We start from the raw sequence: 25,260 nt of genomic DNA, 5'->3' as shown, positions 1-25,260 counted from the left end.
GTGGTGAGCGCAGGGCGGCGGCGGTGCGGCTACGTGGTGGCGGAGGCGGCGCCCGGCGCTGCGCGCCGGTCGCCGTCATCCAAGCGACTGCCCCGCGCAACACAACGTTGCTGCGTGATCTCCTGGACGCCCACGACCCCGGACTTGCCGTTCGAAAGCTCGCTGAGCACGCCTTCCAGATGCCAGCTGATTCCGCAATGCGCCTGGCCCTGGCCGTGGCCAGCACCCTCCCCACTACCACTACAGATATCGCCTTGCATACAGGCAGCTTGGTCAGACGCCTGCTGGGGACCGTAGACCCCATCACACGCCCCGAAGCCGCGCGAGACGCGCTCGACGTTGCCTCCGCCCAACTCGCAGCGACGGTCTTCAGCTGGCTCGAGGCACCACACCACGACCCTGAGCAAGGGCAGCCCCTTCTCGGTCAGGAGCATACGCGACAGCTTGGGCGGCACATCACCCAGCGGCTGCTCGCCCTGCCAGCGGATCAATTGATCATCCCGGGCGGCCAGACCGACCTTATGGCCTACGGGGTGTGCCTGCGCCACCAACCCCGGCGAGCCCAGCAGCACCTCACGGCAGCCCTCCGGGCCGACGCGAGCCTCCTGCAACATCTGCTCGCCCTATATTTGGACAGCCTCCGCCTCTCCTTCGTCAGCGCGCTCACCCGCACCGGCTACCGGCAGCTGACAGAACTTCTTCCCGCCGAGAGTTGGCTGGCCCTGGTACGCCACCATTTCCCGGAAGCTGAAGCCACCTTGGCCGGCCTGCCCCAGAACGCGGCGGGACAGCGCGAGCTACCCGCTGACTCCCACGACTATCCGGTCTTGGCCTTCCTCGCGGTATACCAGGCCCTTGACACCCACGAGCCGCCCACACCAGCCACCGTCTTCGAACCCACCCCAGAGGCACCCAGCCAGTTCGCCAACTACTCCCCACATCACCTTGCACAATCCGCCGGGGAGATCGTGCCCTTCGTCATCCGCAGCGCCGTCGTCCTGCCCCGTCAGCTGAGCAACCGCCCAGGCCCGCCTATCTCTACCGACACCGACCAGATGCGCATCAACGTCCTCACCCGAGTTGCAGAACAGGCGGGCCTGAGACAATCCCTGACCGCGCTGCTCGGCACCCCGCCGTGGGAGGCGAGCAGCATTCCCAACTGGACGGCAGAAGGCGGCACAGGCAGAGAGGCCGCAAAGCTGCTCTGCGCTACTTCTAACGATGCCGGCCCCGGCTTCTCCCTGGCTCTGCAACTGGAAATCGGCCGCGCCACGCAGCAGCGTGAAGTCTCAGAAGAACCGGGAATCAGCGCGACGCTAGACCTCGTCCTGCGACTCCCGAAGGACCAGCGACGCCTTACCCTTGAAGAACTACGGGACCTGCTCATCGACACCCTGCAGATCCATCGAGCCATGAAACTCGCTGCCACTGACCTCCTGCCTGTCCAACCCCAGACAGGAGAGGGCGTACTGTGCATTGCCAGTCCGACAGAGCCTGGGCAGCTGATCGACATGGAGTCCTACGGCCCGAGCCGCTCCGGCCGAAACGAAATCCCGTTGCACTACCGCCTGCCGTTGCGGTCGCCCCAGCAGGCACCACTCCAGTTCGGAACGTCCGCCCCCAGCCCCGAGGCGGAACTCGCCGTTGAACTGATCAAACGCAGCCTCCACTGGACGGGACGACAGAACTACGCCCCTACCCTCAACCAACTACTCCGGACTGCACCTCGCTGAATGGCACGCCTCGAGGACCGGTCGGAGGCCTACGACTCCCGTGATCACGGAGAAAAGATCTCCGCACACCCCCCTCCCCCCAGTCGAGGCCGAGGGAAGCCAGCTGCTGGAGCTTGTCGGCGGGGAACTTTGCGTGCCTCGATTTTGGTTCGACGGGAGGACACCGAGCTCCACCTCGGTCCCGTCCTCCCGACGTTCAACCTGGGCCGTGCGGACTGTCACAGTTTGCACGGCCTGTACTGCGCCAGGGCTGCGACGCCCCCGCTCAACGGCCCCAGATGTCCCCCAACGGAAACCCCACTCCGCTGGACAGGCCCGTTTCCGGGACAGCATCGACAAACTCCGCCGTGTCTGACCGCCATTGAAAGCCGTACGCCAGTGGAGGCCATTCTGACTGTGGCCTGCCGAGGGACCCATAAAGCGGCGAGGCTACAGCTGACCTCAGCCCTGCTTCTCGCCGAGCGCCGCGCGCAGCCAGTCCAGCGAGCCGGTTGCCAGGACGGCGTCAGCGAGTGCCTGGCCGCTTTTGGTGGTGATCCGGCCGCGGCTGTTGTCGATCCATCGCTGGGCGTTCTCGTAGCCTTGGGCCTTGTACTCGATTCCTTGGATCATGCATTCGAGCTTGTCGGCGTCGCGGGCGCAGATGGCCTCCGGGCTCTCCTTCGCCTCGTACTCGGCGATGAGGTCCGTGACGGCCTCGGCCAAGACGTTGGGCATGCCAGCGACCTGGTCGGCGGTGACGTCGCGGGGGTCGGCCTCGCCGGCGTACTTCTTGCCGAGGTGGTTCACGTCCCCGGTGCGTGTCTCCTGCGAGTCGTGCCACACCGCGAGGAACGTGGCCCGAGCCGGGTCGGCGCCCTCCAGTTTCGCGATGATCGTAGCGATGAGGGCGGTGCGCCATGAGTGCTCAGCGACCGATTCGGGGTGCTGTACGCCGGCCATCCACCACCCGGTGCGTGCGGTGTTCTTCAGCGTCCCTGCCTCGTACAGGAAACGCGCAACCGCGCTCAGGTCCTCGGACACCGTCGGGCTCCTCTCACGCCTCGGAGAGGCGGATCGCGTACCGGATGCTCTGCAGTTCTCGTCGCGCTCGCGACGAGAGTTCACCGCTATCCAACATGATCGGGAGTCGGTCGCGTAGGGCCTGGGCCGCCGCACCTGATCGCAGCAGATTGGGGCGCACCTGAAGCAGCGACCACACGCTGTGGATGTTGAGATCCACGTAGCCGTGTTCGGGCGCGATGCCCTGGACGAGGTGGGTGAGGAGCTTGTTCCCCGGCCAGGGCCAGGGGGCCTTGTTGGCGATGAAGTCGTCGGAGAGTTCGAGCTGCCTGGTCTCTCCGATCCAGTACGCCCAGTAGTTCAGATTCGCTGCCTCGCCGGCGTCGTCGTCCATGAGCGCGGTGTCGATGAAGTAGGCCATGCGGTCTCGGTCGCCATGCCGTGCGGCGACTGCCGCGACGGAGCGGGAGTTGAGCCAGCCGGTGAGCCAGTCATTCGGCCGCTCCGTGCGCTGCTGGTGCCCGAGCCAGTCCGCCGTGTCCGCCTCGTGCCCGTACCCCGATAGGTATAGGGCCTGGCGGCGCAGCAGAAACTGTTCGCTACCGCGCGCCTGCTCTGCTGTACGGCGCATCTGCGTGAAGAACCTCTGTCTTTCAGTGTGGCTGAGCTCTGGCCCGGACGCTGACGGGCCGCGGCGCGGGCGAGGCGGTGCGGGAAGGTCCCGGAGGGGTTGCGGCGGGACGCCGTTGAGGGGCCAGACCAGTACCTCGGCCAGTTCCCGCTGCATGACCATCGCACCGAGTGGGCTCTCCTCGGCAGGGGTGTCCTCGTCGAGCACACTCGCAAGCAGAACGTCGGCCTCCAGCGCGCGTTCCAGTGCCTGTAAAAGGGCGGGCGGGGTGCCCATCTGCATCAGCCGGTGGCGGTACACCAGCATCTGTCCCACGGGCACGGCGGTGAGCGGGCGCCGGCCGGTTTCCCACCCGGCGATGGTGTCCTGGGACACCTTCAAGTGCTCGGCGGCTTCGTCCTGCGTGTAGCCCTGCTGCTCCCTTATTACCCGGAAGACATAGCCCGAGATGATGCCCGCTCGGGGGCGTGGGGCCGTTCCCGTACTGCCGGTCAGGGTTTGTCGTGGGCTTGGCCGCATGGGAAGTCCATTCTTGGAGGCTCGCAGTAAACCACCTGTACTCGCGGTCAGTTCAGGTTCCGAGCGCGGATTTCTACCGTTGAGACCGTTCCTGAATGAGCCTAGAGGGAGGCGGTCACTCATGGGCCCCGTTCCGCATGCTGTTGACCCGACGGTGTTAGGGCAGTCGGCTCTGCGGTCCTGTGCAGGCGGGATGCAGCCTCACGTCACGACGGGCGCTGAACGTGCGCTCGTGGCGGAGCACTGGATCCTGTGTGCTGCGCCGGATGTCGCGGTCGCGCGCAAGGAGTGGCAGGAAGGCATGGAGGCCCTGCTGCGCTGCGGTGTCCTGTTCACCGCCATCCGCATCCTAGGCTTCTTCGTCTACGCAGCGGCTGGCGGCGAGGAACCCGTTGACGTCGACGCATTCCTGACGAAGGCGCTCGAAGGCGGTCCGGTTATCGCGTCGAGCGGACTGAGCCGCTACTACGCCCTTGTGCCGCCGAGCACGGCACGCCAGTGGAGGGACCAGAGCACCGAGTGCCTGGCGCCGCGCACGCTGTTGGGGGTGCCGTCCGTCAGGCGCACGACGTATGAGGACGGGCGGTCCTACTGGGCAGTGCCGATGGATTCCCCGGCCGCCTTGTGCACACCGGATCTCGTCGATCAACTTGCGCGCTTCGGCCAGGAGCGATGGGCATTGGACGGGGCGTCGTGATGGCCCGGACCCTCAACGTCTCGAACGGCGACAAGGTACGGACGGAAGTGTTGCCGCGTGCCATGGAGTCTGCACCGCTGGTCCGCCGCCTCGTGAGGGGCGCCGTCGAGGCGTGGGAACTGCAGGAGCTTGCGCCTGACGCGGAGGTCATCACGGCGGAGTTGGTTGCCAACGCAGTCCAGCACGCTCGGGCGGCTGCGATGCGGGTGACGGTAAGACGTACCGGCGAGCGAGCCGTGCAGATCGCTGTATTCGACAGGAGCCGTGTTCTCCCCTTCCTGAAGTCCCCTGCCCCTGAGGAGGTCGGCGGGCGAGGTCTCGGCATCGTCGATGCCCTTGCGCATTCCTGGGGCGTCGACCGGTTGCCGTGGGGCAAACGCGTCTGGGCTGATCTGGTGGCGCTCAGTGCACCGTGACTCCGGCCAGCAGAAGGAAGCGCGCATCCCGTCGTTCGACACGCCGGCCGCTCAGGTGCTCTACGTGCTCGCTGTCGCGTTTCTGCTCGCGGTCCTCGTCTACGGCTTCGCCACCTCCTGACTGCGACCCGGGCCGACTCATCGAACACCGCTCCTGACCGTGTCAATGCCCCACCGCACGGCCGGAACGGGCCACAACCATGGATCTGCGGAGGACTTGATGACCGGACGTTCCCAACCTGCCTCGTCAGAGCAAGCAGACGGACTGCTGGGGCCGCCTGGGTATCGAGTCGTCGCCGGGTGGACGGCGCCAGCCCGGGCTCGGGCCCGGGCCGCCGAGGTCATCGCAGCTCACCGGGGTACGGCCCCCGAGGTCCTGCGCAACCCCCACGTCGACCAGGAATGGGCACAGGCCATCGTACGGGCCGCCAGGCTGCTGAACGCCGTACGGGACGTGATCGGCCCAAACGTGGCGGTGGAGAACATGTTCCTCGTCGTCAAGTGGCCGGGTCGCGACTTCGAGGTCCCTTGGCACCAGGACGGCATCAATGACCGCTTGGAGTTGGACCCTGAGCGGTCCGTCGCCGTCTGGGTCGCGCTGACCGACACCGACACCGAATCTGGCTGCCTCCACGTCGTGCCCGGCTCGCAGCGCGCCGGCTATCTCCCCTACGAGGCTGAGCCCGACACAGGGGCAGCCCGAGGCCGCGCCCTCGGGATCCGGGTCGGGGACAGCATCCAGGGCGTGGCTGTCCCGGTCCGTGCCGGGAGTGGCCTGCTGATGGACACACGCCTCCTGCACTGCTCGCACTCGAACGCCGGAGACGGTGCCCGCGTCGGCCTCAACATCCGCTATGTCGCGCCCGGAGCGGTCTCCATGCGCGACGGCTCAAGCCCCAGCCTTTCCCCCCTCTCGGGGACTGGCTGGTAGTCCAACCGATCTGACAGAAGGAGCAACCAAGTGACGACGATTGTCAAGGAGTTCCTGGACCAGGGCGCGCCGACCCGCGTCCGTGTACTCAACGGCGAGGACACCGACGCCACACGGCGCGGCATCAAGACACCTCTCGCACGCAGCGAGTGCACCTACTACTGCCCGGACGAGGACACCGCCCGCCGCTGCATCGCGGCCCTGGAGGAATCGGACAAGCGGCTGCGCGAGCGCCCCGAGGAGCTGATGCTCTGGGACTGGCAGGCCACGTACTTTGAGGCCGAGAGGGACAACCCGAACGGCGGCGGGACGGTGATCCTCGGCGTGGCCTGGTACGACCAGGTGTTCTTCGACGAGCGCCGCGACGCATGGTTCGGCACGATGCACCAGCGGATCTACCAGCAACTCGGCATCCCGCTGGAGAACATCACCGTCGAACACTGGATGCGCCTGGCGGCCTGACCTGACTCCAACCCTCTGGCAGCGGCCGGACCCTCGACGGGGTCCGGCCGCAGCCCTTCCACTGCACAGAGAGGACGCCCATGGGCGAGTTCGAGGATCAGGCCGCCGTGTGGAACGAGTGGGCGCCGTCCTACAACGAAGCCAGCCTGGGGCTTGCCGGGCCCGTGGCCGAGGTCTTGGTCAAGCTTGCCGGCGGCGGTCACGTGCTGGAACTCTCCGGATCACCGACATGGCGGCTTTCGACGTGCCGAACCTGAATCCGCTGATCTACGTCGTCGCCAGCACTTGCTACCTGCTCACCACTCGGGAACGGTAGATGTCCCGCCTGCACTGCTGCGCGCGGGCGTTGAGTGATGGTGGACGGCTGGTGATCGAGGCGGCCGTACCGGGCAGCAGCGCGCTGCCGCTGGAGTCCGGGATCTTCGTCCGGGCCGTCGGCCAGGACTACGCCAAGGTTTCCGTCGTCGCCCACGACCCGGTTACGCAGGCCCTGCGCTCCCAAGAGGTGCAACTGGACGCGGAAGGGATGCGCCTGCGGCACGTGACCCGCCGCTACACGCATCTGCCCGAGCTGGATCTCATGGCGAGCGTGACCGAGCTGCGCCTTGAGGCCCGCCCCAGCGGGTGGACCCTCGCCCCGTACCCGGCGCATCAGCCACGGCACATCGATGTGTACTCAGTCGCGCGAGAGCTGGGGGGCGGTCTCGGTGACGGGTAGGGTCGCGGTGTCCCGCGGCCACCACCACGCCATTGCCGCACCCGTGAGCGACACGGTCACCGTGGCCAGGCCGCCCACCCAGAACCCGGCGACCGGTTGGGCCGCTGCCACGACCGGGATTACCAGCATGGATGTCGTCCCGGCTGCACGGATCACGGTGAGGTCGAGCGACATCAGCCGTCGGCGGGCCGCGGGCGGGAACGACGCGAGATGGGTCTGCAGAGTGACGCCGAGGAACGGAGACACGGCGCCCGAGGCGGCAGAGACGGCCAACAGGACCGGCAAGTTCCCGGCCGCGCCGGTGACGGCGAGGAACAGGCCGGACACCGCCCACAAGGCGCAGTACGCGACGGGCAGCTGCCGCGGGAGCCGGGTGTTGCCCACGACGAGGTTCCCGACCAGGGCGCCCGCGCCGGTCGCCGCGAGTACCAACCCGTATGCTCCGGCGCCGGCGTGGAGTTGGCTGGCCAGCAGCGCGGGCATGGCCATGGACACGGCTTGGGCGAAAATCCCAGCGCCGTGCACGGTGATGGCCGCAGCCGTAGCGGGGTGGGCGCGCAGCAGGGAGCGAGCGCGCAACGCCACGGCGTCCGCTGGCGGCACGGGGCCGGTCCCGCCCTGGGTGGCCTGGCCCAAGGCAGCGAGGGCTACAGCGGATACGGCGAACGTGGCGGCGTCCAGGAGGAAAAGGGCGGCCTGGGGAACGAACACGAGCAGCGCCCCCGCGGCTCCGGGCCCGGCCACCCGGGCGATCCGCCCCGTGAGGTCCATCAGGCCGTTGACGGCCTGCACCTCATCAGGGCGGACGAGGTCCGGCACCAACGCACCCAGGTTCAGGTCGAAGACCGCGCTGGCCAGGCCAAGTGCGGTGGCCAGCGCCAGCATGCCGAGCGTGCCGACGTTGTCCCAGACCACCGGGAGCGCCGCCACCAGGAACACGCGGACGGCATCGACCGCGCCGAGGGCGCGCAGCGACGCGAAGCGGTCCATGATTTTGCGGCCGAGCGTGCCCATCACGATGTACGGCACGGACTCCGCGATCGCGACCAGGCCCATGGCGCCGGCGCCGGACTGCTTCCAGGCAATCCACATGATCGCCATTGCATATAGGCGGTCCCCGAACACCGACAGAGCCTGCGAGCTCCACAGAGCCAGCACCCGGCGGCGGCGCAGAAGTCGGACGTATCCCAAGATCACTCCCGCCGTGGAAAGCACGAAGTCCCGGCACTGGGGCCACCGGGACGCCACACACCATAGGGCACACGAGAGGACCACTGAGGCATGTGGACAGAAACCCTGCCCGCCGAGGCGCGCGCGGCCGTTAAAGCGACCTGTGGCGACGGCGCCGAGCTGGAGCTGGTGACCGACCGGCGCGGGTGCGCGGTATGGAAAGCCACTGGCCCAGTACGTTCGGCGGCCGTGAAGGTGGGCCCCGGCCTGGAAGGCGCGGTCATCGCTGCACGCGAGACCGCTGCCCTCGCCGCGATGGGCCCAGACGGTGCCGTGCTGGCCCGCGGGCACCGTGAGGGAGTGGCATGGCTGCTCACTCCCTGGCACCACGGCCCGTCGACGTGGGAGGCGCTGCGAGCCGTTCGGGATGGGAGCGCCCACCTCGCTGAAGCACGTCGTCGGGTCGTTGAGGTGTGCGACACGGTCGGCCGGCTGCACGCCGCCGGGTGGGTGCACTCCGACATCCAGCCCGCGCACGCCATCCACACCACGCGGGGCGCCGTGCTCATCGACTACTCATGGGCCTGGCATCCCGTCCGGTTCGGCCCATCGATGATGTTCCGGGGCGGCATGCCGCACCTCCTGGCCCCGGAGCTGGCCGCGGCCGTCGAACGGGGCGTGCGCCCTGTGCAGGTGAGCCAGTCGGCCGAGGTCTACACCCTCGCAGCGTCCCTGTGGTGGGCGATCACGGGCGACTGGCCGCTCGACTACGCAGCCTGCGGCATTGACCCCGCGAAGCTCAACGCCCCAGCACTTCGGCAGGCGATCGGCTCGGGACGTATCCCGCTGCGCGCTCCGTCCTCCTGGCCGACTGTGCAGAACGTCTTGGCTTCAGCCCTCGGCCATCGCCCCAACGGACGGCCGACTGCAACCCAGCTCGCCGCCCTCCTCCGCTCATCCTGAGCCGATCAGCGAGGGACGCAGACACGGCCGCCGGATCGGCGTCGGATCGACTGCACCGGGCGCCATCCCAGCGGGGCTCCCGAGTTGGGCGTACCGACACGGCACGAGCCATGTCTTGGGGCCACTCGCTACTCCGGCTCGGCGGGCGATTCTGTCGACGTGGGCTTGCACGGCACCACCAGTTCGATGCCAAAGATCTACGCCGAAAGTCCTTGAAAGCGCTGGTCAGAGAGGGCTTCCGCTCTTCGCGGATCGACGGTGTCGTGGTCGCGCCCCAATCGCGATCACCGGAGGTGTCTGTCATGGCGCCAATCCTGTTCACCGCCGTGCTGCTGCTGCCGTTTCTGACGACAGCCGGCCCTTTCGTGCTTCTCGAAGCGCGCGATTGCGTGCGTCCCGGTCACGGTCGCCATCGCCGCGTCGTCAAGGGCCGCCATGCGGCTGGGGGAGGACGGCGATGACCGCGCACCACGCCCTCGGTACGACCAACGTGGTCTGGCGCTGGACAGACCGCACCCCCAACGCCTCCGCGCAGGCCCGCGTGGCCTTGCACTGCGCTCTGGATCAGCTCGGCTACGACGACGAGGTCATCAACGACGCTGTCATGGCCGTCTCCGAGTTCGTCGCCAACGCCATCGAACACGCTGTGGGCCCGTACGAGATGCGGCTGCGTCATACCGCCGCAGAGCTCATCTGCGAAGTCGAGGACCATGATCCGCGGATCCCGCCCATTCCCGACTTCCCTGCCTCAGCACCCTTCTTGCCGGCCGAGCCGGACCGCGGTGGCGGTCTTGAGGCGCTGTGCGCGCTGCTGTCGGAGCGTGGTCGCGGCCTGTACATCGTCCACGAACTGACCAACGGCGCATGGGGGTTTTGCAGCCAGGGAGCGACGAAGACAGCTTGGTTCGCCATCCCGGGCGTTGTCGTGCGGGGCTGACTGGTGGAGAGTCTGCAGGGGACCGGGTGTCGTTCCTCCAGGCGACCCCGCAGCTCGTGTCCCTCCTGTTCTCTGCCGCGCTGCGTTTGTCGCTCAGTCGAGCGACAAACGCAGCGCTCCGTCTTCGGCCCAGCCTGCGTAACCGGACTAAAGCAGGCTGGAATTGATCGCTCCGACTTGATTGACCTCCGTGCTGGTGGGTAGCTCCTGTCTCATTCAGCTACTGTGAGTTGCTATATGTGTGCAATGAGTGATGGGGGCGTAGTGGAGATCAGGTACGGCGGTCTGGCGCCGCTGGCTGTGCTGATGTTCTTACTGGCAGCTACTGCGTGTAGGTCGGCCGATGGTGCTTCATCGCCGCCTGCGACGACTGCTTCGAGTCCGCCCGCGACCGAAGCCGCTGTGTCATCGGGAACAGAGGCGGTCGCGGCCTACCGGGCGATGTGGGACGACCTGGTGGTCGCGGCTCGGACTTCTGATGCCGAGCACCCGCGGCTGGTTGACCATGCGGAGGGCGGGGCACTACAGCTCCTGCGCCACATGATGCAGGAAAACAAGAAACAAGGAGTCGTGACGAAGGGACAGCCGAAGTTCGCGCCCGTGGCCACGAAGGTCGGTGCCTCCTCGGTAGTTATCCAGGACTGCGCCGACGGCTCCCACTGGCTCCAGTACGCCAAGGACGGTTCGCTCAAGGATGACGTGCCCGGTGGGCACCACCGCGTCGACGCGACGGTCAGTAAGCACGGTGACAAGTGGCTGGTCGAGTCGCTGTACATCGGTGAGGTGGGTACGTGCGCGGAGTGAGTCGTGGCGGCGTAGTTACGCCGATGGCTCTCCTCATGGCTGCGGTGGGGACCTGCCTGTTGAGCGCGCCGAAGGCGTTAGCAGGAGATGGGTTCGGCAACGGCACTGAGGTGAGGTGCGCGGGCAGAGGATGCGACCTCAAGGCTTCCCGCATGAGGCCGTCAGCACGCTCCGACGGGGCAGCTCGCGAACGCCGGAGCGGCGGTGGCGGCACCCGCGTGGCTGAGAGGGAGGTGGGAGGGCCCGTCACACCGCCGACAGTTGTCTCGGACGGGTGGGATTACGACTTGGGCGACGGCATGGGCATTCTGCCGCGGTTCGATGGAGGCAAGAGGCGAAAGGACGCGGACCGGCCGCAGATCTCCGTGGCGGCGGTAGCCCAACAGGCTGTTCAGCGACTGGAATTGCCTAAACCGGTGATCCGGACGAGTCCGCGTGAGGATTTCGTGCAGGTGGTCCATGTGCCTACGTGGCTGTGGGTGGAGCACTCCACGTGGGGGCCGGTATCGGCGTCGGCTTCGGTGGAGGGGGTGACGGTGACGGCGACAGCCAGGCCGCGGAAGGCGGTTTGGTCGATGGGTGAGGGCGGCCAAGTAGTGTGCCTGGGGCCGGGGACGCCGTACTTGGATGCGTATGACCCGAAGGTGTCGTCTCCAGACTGTGGTTACACCTATCGGCGGGCGTCACTGTCGGCTCCGGGTGGCGCGTACACGGTATCGGTGCAGGTGACCTGGGATGTTGAGTGGCATGGGGGCGGGCAGGCCGGGGTCGTGCCGGGGTTGGTGATGACCGCGCAGCGGCAGCTGGTGGTGGATGAGGTCCAGGCCGTGGTCACGCGCTGACGGCTGAGGTGACGGCTCGGTCCGCGAGCGCGGCCAGCCGGTGAATGTCCGGCATTTTCTTGATCGTGAGGTGAATTGTGGGTACCCCCATGTCTTCTTCGGCCCTGAAGGGCGGCGGGTTCCGGGTGCCGGGAGCGCGCCGGTCGGGGCCTGAACAGCCGCCTGTTGTGTCGGGTGGCCGGCGACGCAGGCTGGGCTGGGTGTGGGCTGGGGTGGGGGCGGTGGTGGTCTCGGCGGTCGGTTTCACGCTGGTGACCCGGGCGGTGGGGGAGCGGGATCAGGTTCTGGTGGTGGCTCGGGATGTACCGGCCGGGCAGGTCCTGAAGCCGGGTGATCTGCGCGCCGTGGAGGTGGCGGCGGATGCGGGTGTGGTCCGGGTTGCGGACCGGGGCAGTGTGCTCGGGCGGCGGGCGAGGGTCCCGTTGCTGGCCGGGTCTCTTCTTGCGCCCGGGCAGGTGGGCACGAGCGCCGCGTTTCCCCCGCAGGGGTTGTCGCAGGTGGCGCTCGCGGTGGAGACGGGCGGTGCGCCGCCGGATCTTGCGCGCGGGGAACGCGTCGCGCTCCTTCCCGGGCCAGCGGGCGCCAGTGCGGAGGAAGCGGGGGATAAGGGCGCGTCGGCGGTGGTGGGGACGGTGACGGGGGTGCGGGCGCCGGAGTCGGCGGGCGGTCCGCGGGTGGTGACGGTTCTGGTCGAGACCGCGGCTGCGCGGCGGGCGGCGCAGCTGGAGCATCCGCGTGTGGTGGTGCTGTCCGCGGAGGGGCGTGAGGCGCCGTGAGGCAGCTGGTGGTTGTGGGTTCGGTGACCGGCGCGCCAGGAGTGACGACGACGGCGCTGGCCGTTGCTGCCGCGTGGCCGTCGGAGGTGGATGGCGGGGTGCGGCCGGTGGTGGTGGAGGCGGATGTCTCCGGCGGTGACCTCATGATCCGTTTCGGGCTGCCAGCGGCGCCTTCGCTGCTGGATGTCGCAGCGGCGGCCGGACAGCCCCACCCAGGATCGCTGTTGGGCGCGGTGGGTGAACTCCCCTTCGGAGTGCGGGTCGTGGCCGCGGTGCCCGGTCGCGGCCCGTGCCGGGAGGCCGTGCGGCTACTGGCCGGTGAGGGCGGCCAGCGGGTGCTGCTTGGGGACGACCACGATCGAGGAACGGTGCTGCTGGACGTGGGGCGGCTGACCGAAGATGTTCAGCCGCTGCTGGCGGCAGCCGACCAGATGGTGCTGGTGACCCGAGGCGGAGCGGAACCCCTTACGCACGTGTCGGCCTGTGGCCTGGACGCCGACGCGGGCGCGGGACGGTTAACGCTCGCGGTGGTCGGGCCGTGCCCCTACTCCGCAGAGGAGATCGCGCACACGCTCGGGATCCGGCAGGTCCTCTTCCTGCCATGGGATGCCAAGAGCGTCGCTGCGATGAACACTCTCAAGCCTGGTGCGTTGCGCACCACCGGGCTGCGACCCCTACCGCTGATGAGCGCCGCCCGGACGCTGGCCTGTCGGCTGGCAGGGCAACCGGGGAGCGGGATCCGAGCTGGACACGTGGACGGCGATTGCGGGACCGAAGGCAGCGGGGCGCCGTTGGTGGGCGGCAGCCGGACCGGTGCGGTGCATGTGCCGGGAGTCGAGGAGAGCGGAACGTGAGCGAGCAGCTGATGTCGCTGGGTACGGATTCCACTGGAGCGGAGCGGGAGCTGGCGCATCTGGTGCGGCAGCGGGTTGCCGCTCGGCTGGCGGCCTACGCCGGTGAACGCGAGCACGCTGGGCTGCCGGCAGAGGATGAGGCGGCGCGGCGCACCACGGTGGACCGCTTGCTCGCGGAGGAGCTGGGCGCCCAACGGCGTCAGGCCCTGGCCGCGGGCAAGGGGGTGATTGACGCCGCGGCCGAGTCGCGGGTCGCCCGGGCGGTGACAGACGCATTGTTCGGCACGGGGAGCCTGGAGCGGCTGCTGGCTGACACGGGCCTGGAGAACATCTGTATCAACGGCTGCGACAACGTGTGGGTCAAGGACGCGACCGGTGCGTGGCGCCAGGAGCGTCCGGTGGCCGCTTCGGATGAGGAACTGGTGGAGCTGGTCCGCACACTCGCGGCCCGTACGGGTGGCGAAGAGCGGCGCTTCGACCGCGGCGTGCCCCGCCTGAACCTGCAACTTCCCGACGGTTCACGGTTGTTCGCGGTGATGGCGGTGACGGGGCGGGTGTCGCTGACGATCCGCCGCCACCGCTTCCCGGCCGCCTCGATGGCCGAGCTGGTGCGGCTGGGCGTGTGCGACGAGCAGCTCGCCGCCTTCCTTCGGGCGCTGGTGCGGGCGCGCAAGAACATCGTGATCGGTGGCGGGACCAATGTCGGCAAGACCACGGTGCTGCGGGCCTTCGCTCGCGAAATCCCACCGCATGAGCGGCTGGTGACGATCGAGGACACCTTCGAGCTCGGCTTGGACGCAGACCCGGTGGCGCACCCAAACGTAGTGGCGATGCAGGCCCGGGAGGCGAACATCGAGGGCCAGGGCGGCATCGACCAGGCGGAACTGGTGCGCTGGGGACTGCGCATGTCCCCGGACCGGGTCATCGTCGGGGAGATCCGCGGAGCTGAGGTCATCCCCATGTGCAACGCCATGTCGCAGGGCAACGACGGCTCGCTGTCCACCATCCACGCCTCCACCTCGCGCGGGGTATTCACCAAACTCGCCTCCTACGCCGCCCAGGCACCGGAGCGCTTGTCGCTGGAGGCGACGAACCTGATGGTGGCCTCCGCCGTCCACTTCGTCGTCCACCTGGGCTGGGCGAACGACGGACGCCGCGTGATCGATTCGGTGCGCGAGGTCATCGACGCCGACGGAGCCCAGGTCGTCTCCAACGAGGTCTACCGGCCCGGCCCCGACGGACGAGCCATTCCTGCCACCCCACTGCGCACCGAGACCCTCGACGACCTGATCGCGACAGGCCTGGACCCCCGGGGCCCCGCCTTCCAGTGGTGGGGAGTCGCGTGATGAGCACGGCGCTTGGCCCCAGCGTGGTGACAGGGGTGGCGGTGACGTGCGGGACGGTCTTCGGGGGCGGCCTGGTGGCCATCGGCTACGGCGCGGTGCGGCGCGCGGCTCGTGAGGAGCGGCCCGGCCCGTGGCGTGCGCTGGCAGCACGGCTGCCTGCGGATTGGACCGCGCGGCGGGTTGTGATCGCGGTGATGACCGGTGTGGTGGCGGGGGCGCTGACGACGTGGCCGGTGGCCGCGGTGCTGACCACGGTCGGCATGCTCACCTTGCCTGGCCTCCTGGGCCCCGACCGGTTGGCGGCGCGGCGGACGGAGCGGATGGAGGCGCTGGCGCTGTGGACGGAGATGTTACGCGACACCCTGTCCGCAGCGGCCGGCCTGGAGCAGGCGGTCCTGGCCACCGCGGACATCGCCCCAGCCGCCCTCGAAACGGAGCTGCACGCATTGGCAGCCACCGTTCGCGCAGGAAGCCCCCTGCCCGTGGCGCTGCGGGCGTTCGCCGAGGACGTGGAGGACCCGCTGGCCGACGTGGTCGTGGCCGCACTGGTCATGGCGGCCGAACAACAGGCGAGCCAGCTCGCGCCGCTGCTCGGCGAGCTGGCCGAATCGGTGCGCGAGCAGGTGGCGATGCGGCAGCGCATCGACGCCGGACGGGCGAGCGTGCGCACCGGGGTGCGGGTCACGGTGATCACCACACTGGGCATGGCGGTCGGGCTGGTGGTCTTCAACCGCCCCTACCTTGACCCGTTCAACACGCTGACCGGGCAGATGGTGCTCGCTGTGGTCGGTGTTCTGTTCGCCGTGAGTTTCACCTATCTGACCGTGATCGGCCGCATCGAGGAACCGGTCCGCCTCGTCAACGCGTCGCCTGGCCGTGTTGAGGCGGGTATCGAACCGGGAGGCACGCGGTGATCGTCATGTTGCTCGGCGCGCTGTTCGGCGCGGGAGCGACAGCTCTCGTCTACGGGCTGCGTCCGCCCCGTCCCGCTCTCGCGGATGTCCTCACCGCCCTCAACGCTCCCGCACCGGCAACGGATGGGAGCACGCGGCAGGCGGATGAGGGGGAGTGGGCCACGCGGCTGGGTCGGCGGGCTGTGCCGCTGGTGCGGGCGCTCGGCTTCCCCACCGCATCTCTGCGCGCCGACCTGGCCGTGTGCGGTACGGATGAGGAGCAGCACCTGGCAGGCAAGGCGGTCTGCGCGGCAGCCGGACTTGTCGCGCCCTGGGCTGCCGGATTTCTGCTGCGTCTAGGTGCTGGGATCGTGCCGGGCTGGTGGGTGCCGTTGGCTGGCTCGCTGGCGTTGGCCGTGGTGCTGTTCTTCGCGCCGGACCTCAGCGTGCACCAGCAGGCCGCCAGGCGACGCCGCGAGATGCGCCATACCCTCAGCCTCGTGCTGGACCTGACCGTGATCGCGCTCGCCGGCGGCGCCGGCATCCAGCAGGCCCTCACCCAGGCCGTCGCCGCACCCGGCGGGTGGGCGGCGGGCAAGCTGCGCCACGCCCTCCACATCGCGCACCTCACCCGGACCAGCCCCTGGACCCACCTGGGCGAGCTGGGACGGCAACTGAACGTGAGCGACCTGACGGAACTCGCGTCGACACTGAACCTCGCGGGCAGCGAAGGCGCCAAGATCCGCAGCTCGCTCGCGGCGAAGGCGCGGGCGATGCGACGCCGCCGCATCTCGGAGGCCGACGGGGCCGCGCAGGCGGCCACCGAGCGGATGTCGCTGCCCGTGGTCGGCCTGTTCGCCGCGTTCCTGCTGCTGATCGGCTATCCCGCCCTCGCCCACGTCCTGTCCATGGACTGAACGCTCCACCCATCGCACGAGATCAGAGAAAGAGCCCCCTTCATGTTCCACCTCGACACCCTGGCCCGCCTGACGCGCGCCCACGTCGCCGAAGCCCGCCGGCAGGCCCGCTCGGATGCCGGCTACACCACCGAGACCATCGTGGTCACCGCGCTGCTGGCGATCTTGGCCCTGACCGTGGTGGGCATCATCGCGGCCAAGGTGCTCGGCAAGGCCAACGGCATCGACCTGGGCGGCTAGATGACCGCGTCTCTTCGCGATCGGTGCAGGGATCGGGGGGCGGTGAGCACGCAGCTGGTGCTGGTCGTTCCGGCGCTGCTGCTGATCGCGCTGCTGGTGGTGCAGTTCGCCCTGGTCTGGCACGCACGTCACATCGCCCAGTACGCCGCAGAGCGGGCCCTGGCCGCCGCCCGCGTCGAACACAACACCGCCGAAGACGGCCAGGCCCAGGCACGACGCAGCCTCACCGCGCTCGGCAACCGAGTCCTGACCAACCCGTCCGTGGCCGTCGAACGCACCGCCACCCAGACCACCGTGCGGGTGCGGGGAGCAGTCGTCCGCGTGGTCCCCGGTCTGACGCTGCACGCCTCCGGCACGGCCTCCGGCCCCACCGAGAGGACCACGACACCGACCGGAGGCCAGCCGTGATCCAGAAGACACGCCTCAGGCGACATGATGGGCAACGGGGTTCGGCGGCGGTGGAGCTCGTGCTGGTCACGCCCCTGCTCGTGCTCGTGCTGCTGGTCGTGGTCGCCTTCGGCAGGCTCGCCGATGCCCGCCTGATCGTGGCGGACGCCGCCCACCAGGCCGCCCGCGCCGCCTCCCTGGCCCGCACCGAAAAAGAGGCCCGCGCCCAGGCCGAGGGCGCGGCGAGTGCGGCCCTGCGCGAGGCGGGAGCCTCCTGCACCCGCCCGAGCGTCCATCTGTCCACCGACGGCCTCACACCGGGCGCCACCGTGACAGCCCAGGTCTCCTGCACCACGGAACTGGGCGATCTGACCCGCACCGGCCTACCCGGCCACGTACGCCTGGCCGACACCGCCTTCTCCATTGTCGACACCTTCAGGAGCACGCCATGAACAAACGCGTGCGAACACATCTCACCCCCGGCCTTCCCCAGATGGCGCCCCGGGACGACCGCGGCCAGGTCACGGCATTCGTAGCCTGCGTCTTCGCGGCACTATGGCTGTTCGCCGGAATCGTCGTCGACGGCGGCCTCGCCCTAGCCGCCAAAGCCCAGGCCCTGGACGCGGCAGGGGAAGCTGCCCGCATCGGCTCACAGCAACTGGACGTCGGCCAACTGCGCCGCGCCAACCAGGTACGACTACTGCGGGAGAAAGCCGCGGCTGCCGCCCGCGCCTACATCGCCACCACCGGCGATACCGGGACCACCTCGGTCAAGGGCGATGCCGTCACCGTGCACGTCACCCATCACCAGCGCACCCAGATCCTGCAACTGATCGGCCTGCGCACCCTCACCGTGCACGCCACCGGCACCGCACACGCCGAACGCCCCACCCCCTGAAAACCGGACCTTTGGCAGAGAGAGCGAAGGCGGCGATGACCCACCCTCCCCACTGGCGCCAGCGCCTGACCGCGGCCGCCACGGCCGCCAGCACCCTGGCCCTCACGCTCACTCTGCTCGCCGGGATGCCGTACGTGCTATGGCGGGCCACCGGCGTCCCCTGGCCCGACCACGTCTCCTCCCTCCACGAGTTCGCCCAGCGACTCGCGCAGCCGGTCAGCGATCCCTTGATGATCGACCTGCTCGCCGTGGTGGGCTGGGTGTGCTGGGCCGCCTTCGCCACCAGCGTGGTCCGCGAGACCATCTGGTACACCACCCACCTCCCGCAACTGATCCGCAACCGCCACGCCCACCACGAGCACGTAGCCACCCTGTCCACGAAGGGCTCGCTGGCCGCGCTCTGCATCGGCACCCTCGTCCTCGCCCTGATCGGACTGTGCCGCCCCCAGCCAGCCGACGCCCAGCAACTCCCCTTCGCGGGCGAGCTACGAGCGCACATCACGGCGACAGCCCCTCTCACTCCCCACTCGGCCACGCAGTCCACCCGTCCCTCGGACGCCGCCACAGTTCCCGCTCAAGTCATGACCGGCTGGCACAGTCCGGCACCTTCCAAACCGCATGGACAGACGCAGGAAGTCCGGCACATCGACTACACCGTCCTCGAGGGCGACACCCTCTGGGACATCGCGCACCAGCACCTGGGCGACGGGATCAACTGGCCGCGCATCTACGCACTCAACAAGGACCGCGTCCAAAACGACGGCACGCGACTCACCGACCCGGACCTCATCCGCCCCGGCTGGCAACTGACCATCCCCGTCACCCAAGCCACCACACCGAAGCCACACGCCCCCGCCCCATCGAATCCTGCACCGGATACAACACCAACGAGCCCCACCGAGACTCCGCCGCCGCCGTCAAACTCCCACCGGCAGTCCGACGCCGGCCCCACACAGACAGACACAGACGCCCCCGCGGAGACCAGCCGGCCGAGCGAGTCGACCGCTCCGAAGGCGGACACAAAGGCAGGTCCGGCGGCGATCAGCCTTGGCGCGGCAAGCCTGATCGGCATCACCGCGGCGGCCGGCCTGCTGGCCGCACGCCGCTACTGGTACTGGCACCAACGTCGCCTGCAAGAGCCCGACCGGGAGCCAGGGGCGCCGGCCCTGAGCCCGCTGGTGGACAAGGCCGCCCAAGCAGCCCACGCGGCCACCCAACCCCGCCGACCACAGGATCCCGACGCTCTGATCACCCGCCGCACCCCGCCCCGACCACCCCAGCCCTCGCACGCGGTCGCCATCGGCGTCCAAGACGACGCCGAAGTCCTGCTCGACGAGCTCGCCACGCCCGCAGGCTGCGCCTGGACCGGTCCTGGCGCAGAAGGCGCAGCCCGGGCCCTGCTGGTGGGCATCCTCACCGCCGCCGAACGCCAGCGCCCCAGGCCCCCGCACATCACGGCGATCGTCCCCGAAGACCTGGCCGACACGCTGCTCCCCGGCCTGCCCGCCCAGTTCACCGCCCTGACCCAGAGCGCCGATCTCGCCCACGCCATCCAAGTCGCCGAGCAGCACCTCATCGCCCACGCCCGCACCCAGGACGAACACGACACCGCGCCGCCAACCGCCGGGCCGGCCAACACCGACCCCGCTGGGCAGACCGGTCCGGGCACCCTCCTGCTGCTGGCCGTGCCGGACGCCGCCCACACCGGACAACTGCAGGCACTGGCCACCCGAACCCGCCCAGAAACGCTGATCGTCCTCACCTTGGGCGCTGCCCTGCCCGGCGCCGCACGCTGGCACATCGACGTCGACGGCACCACCACCCCCGGCCAAGGCGCCAGTCCCCTCCGGCTGTTCCACCTCACGCCCGAGGCCGGACGGGATATGATCGACGTCCTGCTCACCGCCCACGGCCAGCGCCCTCGCCTGCGGATCCTCCCCATCCCCAGCCAGCCGGCCAACAGCAAGCACCCCGATCCGCCCGTGGAGCCCGTACCCGATGACCCGCCCGCTCGGCCGCACCCGGTGGAGACCTCACGCCCGACGCAGAACAAGCCCGTACGGCTCCACGTGCTGGGGCCCATCACCCTCTACGCCCGCGGCAACCCCGACCCCATCGGCACCAACCTGCGCAGCGAAGTCCACGAATTCCTCGCTCTGCTCGCCGCGCACCCCACGGGCCTGCTCGCCTCCGACATCGCCGACAAACTCCACCTCGCTCCCGGCAGCGACCAAAACGCGCTGAAAAACCTGCGCCGCGCCGTACGCCGCGCCCTGCGCGGCGCCACCGGAATCACCGCACAAGAATTCATCCTCCTCCAAGGAGAACTCCACAAGCTCCACCCCGACCTCGTCGAGACCGACCTCGCCGACTTCACCCGCTGCCTGAAAGAAGCCTTCTCCGCTCCCAGCAACCCTGAGACGCACAACGCTTCTCTGTCCGCCGTACGCGATGCCCTGACCCACTACCGCGGGCCCTTCGCCCAAGGAAGCGACTACCTATGGGCCGACACCATCCGCGAACACCTCGTCACCCAGGCCACCGACGCCACCCTCCGCCTGGCCCGCCAAGCCGAACGAGCCGACGCCACACCACGGGAGAGAGACGAGGCCCTGAGGCTTCTGGAACACCTGGCCACCTTTCACCCCGACCACGAACGGCTCGCTCAGCACGCTATCCGGCTCTACCAGGCCGCAGGCCGCCACGACGCCGCCCGGCACACTTACAGCCGTCTTGAAAATCACCTCGCCGACCTCGGCCTGGCACCCGAACCCGCCACCCAAGCCCTGGTCAGATCCAGGAACCAGGCTCAGAAGATGCGGTAGCCTCGGACGTACAACTCATCGCGGCCCAGGGAACTTCAGCGGCTCGACCGTGTGCAGCGCGCCGCCGAGCGTATCCCGGCCACCCGTCCTAGGGGTGTGTTGTCTGCACCCGATTACCGGCGAGCCGCTGATCGACGATGACCCCACCCTGCGGGCCAACGACCGCTCCTCGCCATCTCCAAGCACTGCGCCGACCTCCTCGGCATCAAGACTCCGGTCCGCATCGAGACGGAGTTGATCCCCAGAGGGGTAGATGCCGAAATCGTCCGCCCTGCCTCCGACTGGCAGGAATGGCGCGCCCGTGGGCCCTGGTGTGCTCTTGGCGCGAGGACATCGGGGGACTGGGCCCGTGCAACGGCCACCTGATCCGGGCGGCCTCCGCCGAAGACGGGGCGCTGGGCGTCAGGGCAAGAACCGCAAGGGCCTGTGGGCCGACGAGATCGGCCTGTGGGACCGCTGGGATACCACCAAGCTGCTCATCGTCAACAACATGCTCCTGACCGGCTTTGACGCACCGCCGGTTCACACGATGTACCTGGACCGACCGCTCAAGGGCGCCAACCTGATGCAGGCACTAGCCCGGGTCAACCGCCGCTTCCGCGGCAAGGAGGACGGCCTCCTCGTCGGCTACGCGCCGCTCACTCAGAACCTGCAGAAGGGGATCGCCGAGTACACCGACGCCGACCAGCGGGACCGCACCCTGGGCCAGGACCTCGACCGTGCCCTGGACGAACTGCGCAACGAGTACGACATCGGAGCTGCCCGGCTCGTGGCTGGTCGACCTGTCCCGGGTAGGCATGCGGCAGAAAAGTCCTGGAAGTAGCGGCCGGCCGTCCGCAAGGCTGCCGCCATGGGTTCCCCGAACTTCACCGCGCCGCCGCCCGACCGCGAACCCCCCCGCGGTCGATGCGTTCCTCTCTGCCGTCGACCACGCGATGAACAGCAACACCTTGCTGCTCACAGCGGAGTGCGACGTACCCGTCGTAGCCGGGAACCGCCAGGGCGTCCTGCACGCTTTTCTGCGCAGTGACCTGTTCGAGCCGCTGATGCGTGCCGCCGACGCGCGCCGTAACTGGCACAACCTGTCGAACGAGTACGACAGTGAGCCCTTCGAGCCCCCGCTCCTGCGCGAGGGCTTCCGCGCCACGGTCAGTCCCCTCGACCATGCAGGCTTCCTGGCACGGTTGCGCTGGATGCTCTGCGAGGCGTTCAGCCCCTACGGCCACCACTACCCGGCGGCGGACGCCGAGCAACTGGTGCACGGTTTCGCCCGGGAGCTGCTAGGAGCAGACGGCCCGGCATGGTCCTTCGCCGCTGTCAGCCCAGATTTCCTGCGCTCCACCGGCTACTACAGCGGCGAGGAGCCGCAGCGGCCGGCGTACTTCGATGGCAGCGGCTCCGACACCGTCACATTTGTCCACCGAGGCCGCACCTTCCACCTGCTGCTGACGAACGGCTCCCCTTGAAAGGGCGGAGGGCCAGGAGGGCCTGGGGCGGTCGACGGCGAACCGGATGCGTGGATGGAAGCCATCGGCGGTAATCCGCTTGATGCGCAGTCGGGGGGACGTGGCAGGCTTGCGCGGTGATTGTCGACCTGGCCCCCAGTTATCTGACCTGGGACGACGTGGACCCTGCGCGTCATCCCTTTGACAGCGCTTCGGTGCCGCAGGTCGTGCGGTCGCTCGGGCCCGCCCAGAGGGTGCCCCGCCGCCCCGACCTGCCCCTGGCCGACCCGGCGATGAGCGCATGGAGCCGGGACACGGGCCGGCCCTGGGCCGACGCGATGTCGCACGCCCTCGCCGAGCGCTACGGCCGCTGGACCGTGGGCTGGCGCTGGGCACACGACGAAGGGGACTTCGACGGAGGACCCGTCGGGAACTGGTGTTGCCCCAGGGACTCGATCACCACCCCTGAGGAGACCCTTGCCCGTGTCGTCGCGGCGCTGTGCGAGTGGCGCGAGTGGCTGGAGAGCCTCGCCAGGTCGTTCGAGGCCTACCCGCTGGATCTGTCCGACATCGAGGATCAGCGAAACCTGTGGGAACGCGCCGCCCGGAACCTGATCGGGCAGGTGATCGAGCGCACCGACTGCGGCAGTGGCTGGTACGGACACTGTCATCAAGTGCTCACCTGGTTCCTCAGCCGCTGGGCCATTCCGCCCGACCGCGCGGAGAAGCTGGTCAAGCAAGCCATCGGCGGACGGTTCCGGAGCTGGACCGGGCCCGACCCGGAGCTGGTCGGCGACGTCGCGGGGCAGTTGGCCTTCTCTCTGCGGCCGGGTGACGCCGCGCGATCCACCGGGCCCGCGCCGGACCACCTGCGCCGCTGGCTCGCCGTGCGCGAGACCGTGCCGTGGCACGAAGCGCCCGACGGCGGCGGCGACGAACCAGTGACCCCCTCGCACGACGGCGCGGCAGAGGACATCCGAACCTTCGATCGCGCCATTGACCCAGCCCGTGCACAGGGACTGCTCGCCGCCCTGGAGGCGCTGCGAGCCGATGCGGCACGCGGTGCCCTGCTCGACTTCCAGCTGCTTCAGCGCTGGCAGCACCACGTCCTGGGCACACCGCAGCCACCGCCGTTCCGCAACCAGCTGGCCTTCGCCAAGGGCGGCCGGGAACGCTACGGCATCAGCGCGGACACCCGCGCACGCCTCGACGCCTGCCTGGCCCAGAGCGCACAGGACGCCGGAAGTCCCGTTCCCCTGACCGCCCGGGCCGCACGGGCCTATCTCGACGTCTGCTTCTTCCACCCCTTCGACGACGGCAACGCCCGCTCCGCCTTCCTCACCATCGTCTTCGTCCTCGCTCGCGAGGGCGTCACGCTCGACGACGTCAGCCTGCTGCGCCGCGTCACCTTCCAGGCCGACGACCCCCAGGACGCGCTGACCCTCACCCGCTACATCGACATCCATCTCAGGGACACCCGGAGCGACACGGCGTCCCTCGGCTCCCAGGGACGGATCGACACATGACTGAGTGACCTACTGGATGCTCCAGCGGTGTGGGTGGTGGGGCGCCTGGGGGCAGGCGAAGATGTTGAGTTCGCCCCAGCGGCCCACGGTGACCTGGGTCGGTCTGGCGGCCTGGTACGTGGGCAGGTCCTGGTCTTCCAGTGGCTTCCAGCTGCCGCTGCCGCCGTCCCATTCCGTGCTGTCGATGGTCAGCAGTGGGTGCATCGGGGTCGCACAGGTCGCGCAGTTCATGGGGGAGGGGTCAGTGGCGTGCCAGGAGGCGAAACCGCCCGCGCGCCAGCCTGGTGGGATGGACAGGTCGTACTGGTAGCCCACTGCAGCCGCGGTGTTTTCGTCCGCCGCCTGCTCGGCCTCCTCCTCCAGGGCCTCTTCCCAGGCATCGATCCGGGCGCACAGGTCCTCTGGGAGCAGGCCCGCGAAGGGGTAGGTGGTCACCTGCTCGGGGTGCAGCACGCACGGCTCGGGCACGTACCCTGCGTAGCCGACGACCTGCGGCTGTGGCGGTGAAGTATGCACTTCTGTCACCTCCCACGACCGGCGCCAGCGCAGGTCGAGCAGCATGCCGTGGCCGCTCGGGCCGTGCGCGTCAAAGGGACACCAGAAGACCTGGAGCAGATCGCAGTCATCCGGCCCGGCCGGCAAGTCGGGAATGTCCCTCCGGTACAGCTGCGCAAGGCCGATCAGAGGCAGTGGATCGGTCGCAGCAGCCTCTCGAACGCGGTGTTCCTTGCCCAGCTGCTCCAGCAGATGCCGCTCCTCATCCGTGGGGCCGGGGTTCGGTTCACGGAGCCATGCAGCAGCCAGGATCTGCCGCTGCCGGTGGATGTCCGCCGGGCGCCGGCCACGCGCATGGCTGTGAGGCTCGCTGCACACCGGCCAGGGCTCGTCCGCCGGCCACAGCAGTGGACCACCCACGGAACTGGACGTCACCTCCGGTCGGCCCGGGCGCGGGTGTAGCCGGGTAGTCGTGCCCCGGTAGTTCGCCAGCTCCGGGAAGAGCGCCTCGACATCGAGCGGGCGCGGCGGTGTGGTCCTCGACATGTACGTGATCTTAGAAACCTCCAGCATGGCTGGTGCCGGTCGTGTCCAGCGCAGCCGGGGAAGGAGGAGGACCGGTACCGCAGGGATGCCTTACGGAGGCACACCAGGCCGTTTTGTTGGGCCTGTTGGCGAGCCACAACACGGGAATATCTCAGCTGACGCCAACTGGCGTGCGACACCAGCAATCCTCGCTAAGGGCTTGCAGATCATTAACACGTTGTTTTGATCATGCTGCTGGGGTCGCCACTCAGGGCTTGAACCCGAGCCTGAAGGGCTGTGAGGGCGGA

At 69.1% G+C, this 25,260-nt stretch carries 31 protein-coding genes; 26 read left to right on the top strand and 5 right to left on the bottom strand.

From position 1 onward, the window contains the following. Positions 1-29: 29 nt before the first annotated feature. Positions 30-614, bottom strand: coding sequence for a hypothetical protein (locus ACFYZJ_RS28370; RefSeq protein ID WP_388572544.1), 585 nt, complete (start codon positions 612-614; stop codon positions 30-32). Positions 615-629: 15 nt separating this feature from the next. Here ACFYZJ_RS28370 and ACFYZJ_RS28365 point away from each other — a divergent pair, with 15 nt between their 5' ends. Then, complete coding sequence (locus ACFYZJ_RS28365) at positions 630-1,733, top strand: hypothetical protein (RefSeq protein ID WP_388572542.1); 1,104 nt, start codon at positions 630-632, stop codon at positions 1,731-1,733. A 441-nt stretch (positions 1,734-2,174) separates the two neighbouring features. On the opposite strand, the gene ACFYZJ_RS28360 is transcribed toward ACFYZJ_RS28365, so the two are convergent. Together ACFYZJ_RS28360 and ACFYZJ_RS28355 are read right to left on the bottom strand one after the other, a co-directional pair. Beyond that, positions 2,175-2,756, bottom strand: coding sequence for an HD family hydrolase (locus ACFYZJ_RS28360; protein WP_388572540.1), 582 nt, complete (start codon positions 2,754-2,756; stop codon positions 2,175-2,177). Between the two features lie 13 nt (positions 2,757-2,769). Next, positions 2,770-3,885, bottom strand: a complete 1,116-nt coding sequence (locus ACFYZJ_RS28355) for a helix-turn-helix domain-containing protein (protein ID WP_388572539.1) — start codon at positions 3,883-3,885, stop codon at positions 2,770-2,772. Between the two features lie 232 nt (positions 3,886-4,117). On the opposite strand from ACFYZJ_RS28355, the gene ACFYZJ_RS28350 reads away from it, so the two are divergent. The 7 genes from ACFYZJ_RS28350 to ACFYZJ_RS28320 all read left to right on the top strand — a co-directional run bounded on the left by ACFYZJ_RS28350 (position 4,118) and on the right by ACFYZJ_RS28320 (position 7,109). After that, entirely contained in the window at positions 4,118-4,582 is a 465-nt protein-coding gene (locus tag ACFYZJ_RS28350; RefSeq protein ID WP_388572537.1) for a hypothetical protein, read from the top strand. Beyond that, on the top strand, positions 4,558-4,998 hold the full coding sequence (locus ACFYZJ_RS28345; protein ID WP_388572535.1) for an ATP-binding protein: 441 nt from the start codon (positions 4,558-4,560) through the stop codon (positions 4,996-4,998). Before ACFYZJ_RS28350 ends, ACFYZJ_RS28345 begins: the two co-directional genes overlap by 25 nt. Next, positions 4,988-5,119: a hypothetical protein gene (locus tag ACFYZJ_RS28340; protein WP_388572534.1), complete on the top strand. Its 132-nt coding sequence runs from the start codon at positions 4,988-4,990 to the stop codon at positions 5,117-5,119. The genes ACFYZJ_RS28345 and ACFYZJ_RS28340 overlap by 11 nt, the downstream gene beginning before the upstream one ends. Positions 5,120-5,218: 99 nt before the next feature. Further along, positions 5,219-5,929 (top strand): phytanoyl-CoA dioxygenase family protein, encoded by a 711-nt coding sequence (locus tag ACFYZJ_RS28335; protein ID WP_388572532.1) that lies wholly within the window; start codon positions 5,219-5,221, stop codon positions 5,927-5,929. A 30-nt stretch (positions 5,930-5,959) separates the two neighbouring features. Then, the gene (locus tag ACFYZJ_RS28330) at positions 5,960-6,391 is read left to right on the top strand and encodes a hypothetical protein (RefSeq protein WP_388572531.1); all 432 of its coding nucleotides are present in this window, start codon (positions 5,960-5,962) and stop codon (positions 6,389-6,391) included. Between the two features lie 80 nt (positions 6,392-6,471). Then, positions 6,472-6,648, top strand: a complete 177-nt coding sequence (locus ACFYZJ_RS28325; RefSeq protein WP_388572529.1) for a hypothetical protein — start codon at positions 6,472-6,474, stop codon at positions 6,646-6,648. 59 nt (positions 6,649-6,707) lie between these two features. Next, positions 6,708-7,109 (top strand): hypothetical protein, encoded by a 402-nt coding sequence (locus tag ACFYZJ_RS28320; protein ID WP_388572527.1) that lies wholly within the window; start codon positions 6,708-6,710, stop codon positions 7,107-7,109. Here the strand turns inward: ACFYZJ_RS28320 and ACFYZJ_RS28315 are convergent. After that, positions 7,068-8,267 carry an MFS transporter gene (locus ACFYZJ_RS28315; protein WP_388572853.1) on the bottom strand — a complete coding sequence of 400 codons (1,200 nt, stop codon included), beginning with the start codon at positions 8,265-8,267 and terminating at the stop codon, positions 7,068-7,070. The genes ACFYZJ_RS28320 and ACFYZJ_RS28315 overlap by 42 nt on opposite strands. Positions 8,268-8,390: 123 nt before the next feature. On the opposite strand from ACFYZJ_RS28315, the gene ACFYZJ_RS28310 reads away from it, so the two are divergent. The 18 genes from ACFYZJ_RS28310 (at position 8,391) to ACFYZJ_RS28225 (ending at position 23,932) form a co-directional block, all read left to right on the top strand. Beyond that, on the top strand, positions 8,391-9,242 hold the full coding sequence (locus ACFYZJ_RS28310) for a hypothetical protein (protein WP_388572525.1): 852 nt from the start codon (positions 8,391-8,393) through the stop codon (positions 9,240-9,242). 302 nt (positions 9,243-9,544) lie between these two features. Beyond that, entirely contained in the window at positions 9,545-9,703 is a 159-nt protein-coding gene (locus ACFYZJ_RS28305; RefSeq protein ID WP_388572524.1) for a hypothetical protein, read from the top strand. Further along, positions 9,700-10,179 carry an ATP-binding protein gene (locus tag ACFYZJ_RS28300; RefSeq protein ID WP_388572522.1) on the top strand — a complete coding sequence of 160 codons (480 nt, stop codon included), beginning with the start codon at positions 9,700-9,702 and terminating at the stop codon, positions 10,177-10,179. The genes ACFYZJ_RS28305 and ACFYZJ_RS28300 overlap by 4 nt, the downstream gene beginning before the upstream one ends. Positions 10,180-10,749: 570 nt before the next feature. Then, positions 10,750-10,983, top strand: coding sequence for a hypothetical protein (locus tag ACFYZJ_RS28295; RefSeq protein ID WP_388572520.1), 234 nt, complete (start codon positions 10,750-10,752; stop codon positions 10,981-10,983). Between the two features lie 299 nt (positions 10,984-11,282). Continuing rightward, positions 11,283-11,825 (top strand): hypothetical protein, encoded by a 543-nt coding sequence (locus tag ACFYZJ_RS28290; protein ID WP_388572851.1) that lies wholly within the window; start codon positions 11,283-11,285, stop codon positions 11,823-11,825. 221 nt (positions 11,826-12,046) lie between these two features. Then, a complete protein-coding gene (locus tag ACFYZJ_RS28285) occupies positions 12,047-12,601 on the top strand; it encodes an SAF domain-containing protein (RefSeq protein ID WP_388572518.1) in 555 nt (184 codons plus the stop codon). Then, positions 12,598-13,455, top strand: coding sequence for a MinD/ParA family protein (locus tag ACFYZJ_RS28280; RefSeq protein ID WP_388572516.1), 858 nt, complete (start codon positions 12,598-12,600; stop codon positions 13,453-13,455). Before ACFYZJ_RS28285 ends, ACFYZJ_RS28280 begins: the two co-directional genes overlap by 4 nt. After that, positions 13,452-14,801 (top strand): CpaF family protein, encoded by a 1,350-nt coding sequence (locus ACFYZJ_RS28275; RefSeq protein ID WP_388572514.1) that lies wholly within the window; start codon positions 13,452-13,454, stop codon positions 14,799-14,801. Before ACFYZJ_RS28280 ends, ACFYZJ_RS28275 begins: the two co-directional genes overlap by 4 nt. A gap of 74 nt (positions 14,802-14,875) precedes the next feature. Beyond that, the gene (locus tag ACFYZJ_RS28270; RefSeq protein ID WP_388572513.1) at positions 14,876-15,715 is read left to right on the top strand and encodes a type II secretion system F family protein; all 840 of its coding nucleotides are present in this window, start codon (positions 14,876-14,878) and stop codon (positions 15,713-15,715) included. Then, a complete protein-coding gene (locus ACFYZJ_RS28265) occupies positions 15,712-16,611 on the top strand; it encodes a type II secretion system F family protein (RefSeq protein ID WP_388572511.1) in 900 nt (299 codons plus the stop codon). Before ACFYZJ_RS28270 ends, ACFYZJ_RS28265 begins: the two co-directional genes overlap by 4 nt. A 42-nt stretch (positions 16,612-16,653) precedes the next feature. Continuing rightward, the gene (locus ACFYZJ_RS28260) at positions 16,654-16,851 is read left to right on the top strand and encodes a hypothetical protein (RefSeq protein ID WP_388572509.1); all 198 of its coding nucleotides are present in this window, start codon (positions 16,654-16,656) and stop codon (positions 16,849-16,851) included. Further along, a complete protein-coding gene (locus ACFYZJ_RS28255; protein ID WP_388572507.1) occupies positions 16,852-17,259 on the top strand; it encodes a TadE/TadG family type IV pilus assembly protein in 408 nt (135 codons plus the stop codon). A gap of 50 nt (positions 17,260-17,309) precedes the next feature. After that, on the top strand, positions 17,310-17,690 hold the full coding sequence (locus ACFYZJ_RS28250) for a TadE/TadG family type IV pilus assembly protein (RefSeq protein WP_388572505.1): 381 nt from the start codon (positions 17,310-17,312) through the stop codon (positions 17,688-17,690). Next, positions 17,687-18,136, top strand: coding sequence for a pilus assembly protein TadG-related protein (locus ACFYZJ_RS28245; protein WP_388572503.1), 450 nt, complete (start codon positions 17,687-17,689; stop codon positions 18,134-18,136). The genes ACFYZJ_RS28250 and ACFYZJ_RS28245 overlap by 4 nt, the downstream gene beginning before the upstream one ends. A 35-nt stretch (positions 18,137-18,171) precedes the next feature. Beyond that, positions 18,172-20,961 carry a BTAD domain-containing putative transcriptional regulator gene (locus tag ACFYZJ_RS28240; protein ID WP_388572501.1) on the top strand — a complete coding sequence of 930 codons (2,790 nt, stop codon included), beginning with the start codon at positions 18,172-18,174 and terminating at the stop codon, positions 20,959-20,961. A 349-nt stretch (positions 20,962-21,310) separates the two neighbouring features. Next, positions 21,311-21,784 (top strand): hypothetical protein, encoded by a 474-nt coding sequence (locus ACFYZJ_RS28235; protein ID WP_388572499.1) that lies wholly within the window; start codon positions 21,311-21,313, stop codon positions 21,782-21,784. Positions 21,785-21,896: 112 nt separating this feature from the next. After that, complete coding sequence (locus ACFYZJ_RS28230) at positions 21,897-22,427, top strand: hypothetical protein (RefSeq protein ID WP_388572498.1); 531 nt, start codon at positions 21,897-21,899, stop codon at positions 22,425-22,427. 116 nt (positions 22,428-22,543) lie between these two features. Beyond that, entirely contained in the window at positions 22,544-23,932 is a 1,389-nt protein-coding gene (locus ACFYZJ_RS28225) for a Fic family protein (protein ID WP_388572496.1), read from the top strand. Positions 23,933-23,941: 9 nt separating this feature from the next. On the opposite strand, the gene ACFYZJ_RS28220 is transcribed toward ACFYZJ_RS28225, so the two are convergent. After that, entirely contained in the window at positions 23,942-24,973 is a 1,032-nt protein-coding gene (locus ACFYZJ_RS28220) for a hypothetical protein (RefSeq protein WP_388572494.1), read from the bottom strand. Positions 24,974-25,260: the final 287 nt, after the last annotated feature.

It is taken from the genome of Streptomyces sp. NPDC001848 (assembly GCF_042891915.1).
Taxonomy (GTDB): domain Bacteria; phylum Actinomycetota; class Actinomycetes; order Streptomycetales; family Streptomycetaceae; genus Streptomyces.
Note: the sequence above shows the minus strand (reverse complement) of the source record. Positions and strands in the feature narration are given on the sequence as shown.

Bases quoted from the DNA above. Each gene is read 5' to 3' on its own strand.
- ACFYZJ_RS28370 (WP_388572544.1), bottom strand. From the start codon at position 614: ATGTTGCAGGAGGCTCGCGTCGGCCCGGAGGGCTGCCGTGAGGTGCTG.
- ACFYZJ_RS28355 (WP_388572539.1), bottom strand. From the start codon at position 3,885: ATGCGGCCAAGCCCACGACAAACCCTGACCGGCAGTACGGGAACGGCC.
- ACFYZJ_RS28345 (WP_388572535.1), top strand. From the start codon at position 4,558: ATGGGCATTGGACGGGGCGTCGTGATGGCCCGGACCCTCAACGTCTCG.
- ACFYZJ_RS28335 (WP_388572532.1), top strand. From the start codon at position 5,219: ATGACCGGACGTTCCCAACCTGCCTCGTCAGAGCAAGCAGACGGACTG.
- ACFYZJ_RS28325 (WP_388572529.1), top strand. From the start codon at position 6,472: ATGGGCGAGTTCGAGGATCAGGCCGCCGTGTGGAACGAGTGGGCGCCG.
- ACFYZJ_RS28320 (WP_388572527.1), top strand. From the start codon at position 6,708: ATGTCCCGCCTGCACTGCTGCGCGCGGGCGTTGAGTGATGGTGGACGG.
- ACFYZJ_RS28310 (WP_388572525.1), top strand. From the start codon at position 8,391: ATGTGGACAGAAACCCTGCCCGCCGAGGCGCGCGCGGCCGTTAAAGCG.
- ACFYZJ_RS28305 (WP_388572524.1), top strand. From the start codon at position 9,545: ATGGCGCCAATCCTGTTCACCGCCGTGCTGCTGCTGCCGTTTCTGACG.
- ACFYZJ_RS28300 (WP_388572522.1), top strand. From the start codon at position 9,700: ATGACCGCGCACCACGCCCTCGGTACGACCAACGTGGTCTGGCGCTGG.
- ACFYZJ_RS28290 (WP_388572851.1), top strand. From the start codon at position 11,283: ATGGGCATTCTGCCGCGGTTCGATGGAGGCAAGAGGCGAAAGGACGCG.
- ACFYZJ_RS28260 (WP_388572509.1), top strand. From the start codon at position 16,654: ATGTTCCACCTCGACACCCTGGCCCGCCTGACGCGCGCCCACGTCGCC.
- ACFYZJ_RS28255 (WP_388572507.1), top strand. From the start codon at position 16,852: ATGACCGCGTCTCTTCGCGATCGGTGCAGGGATCGGGGGGCGGTGAGC.
- ACFYZJ_RS28245 (WP_388572503.1), top strand. From the start codon at position 17,687: ATGAACAAACGCGTGCGAACACATCTCACCCCCGGCCTTCCCCAGATG.
- ACFYZJ_RS28240 (WP_388572501.1), top strand. From the start codon at position 18,172: ATGACCCACCCTCCCCACTGGCGCCAGCGCCTGACCGCGGCCGCCACG.
- ACFYZJ_RS28230 (WP_388572498.1), top strand. From the start codon at position 21,897: ATGAACAGCAACACCTTGCTGCTCACAGCGGAGTGCGACGTACCCGTC.
- ACFYZJ_RS28220 (WP_388572494.1), bottom strand. From the start codon at position 24,973: ATGTCGAGGACCACACCGCCGCGCCCGCTCGATGTCGAGGCGCTCTTC.